Annotated in this window: 3 protein-coding genes; 2 read left to right on the top strand and 1 reads right to left on the bottom strand. The window is 64.7% G+C overall.

What is annotated here, in order from left to right:
• The first annotated feature begins 179 nt into the window (after positions 1-179).
• Both CN311_RS31580 and CN311_RS31575 read left to right on the top strand, forming a co-directional pair.
• Positions 180-779 (top strand): TetR/AcrR family transcriptional regulator, encoded by a 600-nt coding sequence (locus tag CN311_RS31580; RefSeq protein WP_097577475.1) that lies wholly within the window; start codon positions 180-182, stop codon positions 777-779.
• A 13-nt stretch (positions 780-792) separates the two neighbouring features.
• Positions 793-1752 (top strand): glycosyltransferase, encoded by a 960-nt coding sequence (locus CN311_RS31575; RefSeq protein ID WP_245441004.1) that lies wholly within the window; start codon positions 793-795, stop codon positions 1750-1752.
• A gap of 262 nt (positions 1753-2014) precedes the next feature.
• Here the strand turns inward: CN311_RS31575 and CN311_RS31570 are convergent.
• On the bottom strand, positions 2015-2813 hold a 799-nt coding region (locus tag CN311_RS31570; RefSeq protein ID WP_115504288.1), incomplete at its 5' end, for a peptidylprolyl isomerase.

The following is a 2813-nucleotide window of genomic DNA, read 5'->3' as shown; positions in this document are numbered from 1 at the left end:
GCCCGATACGAAGCGTCGGTGCAAGGGCGTTTTCGCAGCTAGCCGAGGCGCGGGACTTCCGGTTTCCGCCACTCCCGCATCGGGCGATTTGCCAGCACTGGCTGTGCAGAACGGCCCGTTTCGTTTCATCGCCACCTCGCATATGATTGCCGGCGAAATTGTTGGCGAGGATGACTGGAATGGCCGAAGACGTTGACCCCGCGCGCAAGTCGATCGGCGCGCGACGCAACCCCGACAGCGCCGAGGCCATTCTCGTAGCGGCGGAAGCGGTGCTGGTCGAGGCGGGCTATGCCGGCTTTTCGATCGAAGCCGTGGCCAGGCGGGCGCGCGCCGGCAAACCGACGATCTATCGCTGGTGGCCGAGCAAGGCGGCCCTGCTGCTCGAAATCTATCAGCGGGGCAAACGTGTCGACAGTCCCGACACCGGCAATATCGAGGACGATCTCGTCGGCTTCCTCAAAAGCCTGTTTTCGCACTGGCGCGAGACCTCGTCGGGCAGCGTGTTCAGATCGCTGATCGCCGAGGCGCAGTCGGACCCGGCCGCGGCAGCGGCTCTTGCCGGATATTCGAAAGGCCGCCACTCCCATACCGGCCAGATGATCGAACGCGCCAAGGCGCGCGGCGAGGTGGCGGTCGATGTCGATGCCGCCCTCGTCGCCGACCTGATCGGCTCCTTCGCCTGGAAGCATCTTCTCACCAATCGTCTCGACGAGGACGAAGCCACACTACGCAGCGCGGTCCGCTATGTGGTACAAGGCATACTTGCACCTGGTCGTTAGGGGGATCGGCGGCTTGCTTGACAGAATATCTCCGGTGCTGCCGGTCAGCCTGATCATCGTTTCCGACTATCTGACGGCGGATGGCGACGCTGAACTACGGCGCTCGCTGCAGGCCTATGCACAGGACCGCCAGGGCATTCCCGACGAAATCGTCATCATGCTGCCTGGTGACCGGACGTCAGGCAGCCATCATTCGAAAATCGAAGCCGAATTCGCCGGCAAACCTGCCTGGCTCTGCCCGTCGGTGATCGTGGCGACGCATGACAGCGACGAATCCTCGCAACTGAAGGACGCCGCACTCGCATACTGCCGTCATGACCTGGTTGCGGTGGTCGAGGCCGATTGCCTGCCGCGGCCGGGATGGCTGGCGGCCTTGTACGAAACCGTCGAGACGGACCCGCGGCTCGGCGCGGTTTCCGGACGCACCAGCTACGGCGAAGAGAGCATGATGAAAAGGGTGATGTCGCTGCTCGACCGCGGCTTCATCGAGCGCCGCAACCGCCATGGCCAGGTCATTCATGCCAGCAACAATGGCGCGCTCTACCGGCGCCAGGTGCTCGAACGCCATCGCTTCGAGGCCGATCACGGTCCCTTCGTCAGCTCGCATCTGCGCCAGCACGCCATGCTCAAGGACGGCGTCGCCATGGAGGTCGCGCCCAGGGCCGTCTCGATCCACGCCTATGAGGGATTGGGTTTCATCTGGGACGTCAGGCGCAACAAGGGCTACCAGTTCGCGCGGATGGAGCGGCGCCGGAAACCGCATCGCTCGAAGCTCGGCCTCGCTTGGCGCGCCGTGGCGACATCGTTCAAGGAAAACCGTCAGACCGCTCAGGCCGTGGGCAAGGAATTCTGCCGCTGGACGGACTGGCCGCTGTTCTGGGCAATGATGGTGCTGGTGCGATTCCCGGAATTCTCTGGCGCGCTCGCCGCCGATGATCCGGCGGCATTCAAGGCATCGACGCATTATCGGTAGGGTGGCGGGATCGTTGGTGGCGGGACGAAACATGGTCCCCAGTCACAATCCAATTGTCGAAGTTTGTGCCGCCTCCAGCCTCTCAAGACCTGGGTTCCTCGCCCCCGCAAAGCGGGGGAGAGGTGGCCGCGAAGCGGACGGAGAGGGGGCTTTCGTAGGGCGCTGCCCCCTCTCCGTCTCGGCTTCGCCGAGCCACCTCTCCCCCACTTTCGTGGGGCGAGGAACCCAAGCTGGATTGAAGCCAGCTTCGCCGACGGCGGCCTTACTTGGCGCTTTCCAGCGTGTCGACCGTCTTCTTCAAATTGGCGTCGGGGATTTCGACCTTGGCGGCGGCGCGCAGTTGCTTGACCAGCGCGAAATATTTGTCGCGGATGACCGCCTGCTTGGCCTGGTCCTTGACCTCGTCGAAGGCCGGCGGCTGCTTGGTGCGCTTGTCCTCGAGCTTGATGACGTGCCAGCCGAACTGCGTCTGCACCGGCTGCTCGGTGTATTTGCCGACCGCCAGCGCAAACGCCGCCTTGTCGAATTCCGGCACCATCTGTCCCGGTCCGAACCAGCCGAGGTCGCCGCCGCTGGTCTTGCCCGAGGGATCGCTGGTGTGCTCGTTGGCGAGCTTCTGGAAGTCGGCGCCGCCGTCGAGCTGCTTGATGATCGCGTCGGCTTCTTCCTTCGTCTTCACGAGGATGTGACGGGCATGCACCTCGTTGGTGGGTGGCGTGTTGGCGATTTCCTGGTCGTAGCGGGCACGAACCTCGGCATCCGTGACCTTGTCGACGACACCCTTCTCGACCATTTCGCCATGCAGCGCGCGCTGCTGCAGGAACGCCATGCGGCGCTCGAAGTCGGGATCCTTGTCGAGGCCGGTGGCCACCGCCTGGGCCGCCATGACCCTGATTTCGATCGCCGCCGAAAGTGCCGCCGCACGCCGCTGTTCGGGCGGCAGCTGCGCGAACTGCTGCGACAGCTCGCCTTCGGCAAGCCCAAGGTCCGCCTCGGTCAGCGTCTGGCCGTTGACGGTCGCCACCACGGCGTTCGGATCGACCGGCGCCGCCGGCGCGGGT

This window comes from Mesorhizobium sanjuanii, assembly GCF_002529485.1.
GTDB classification, from domain to species: domain Bacteria; phylum Pseudomonadota; class Alphaproteobacteria; order Rhizobiales; family Rhizobiaceae; genus Mesorhizobium; species Mesorhizobium sanjuanii.
The sequence above is the reverse complement of the archived record's forward strand: the minus strand, read 5'-3'. Positions and strand labels throughout refer to the sequence as shown.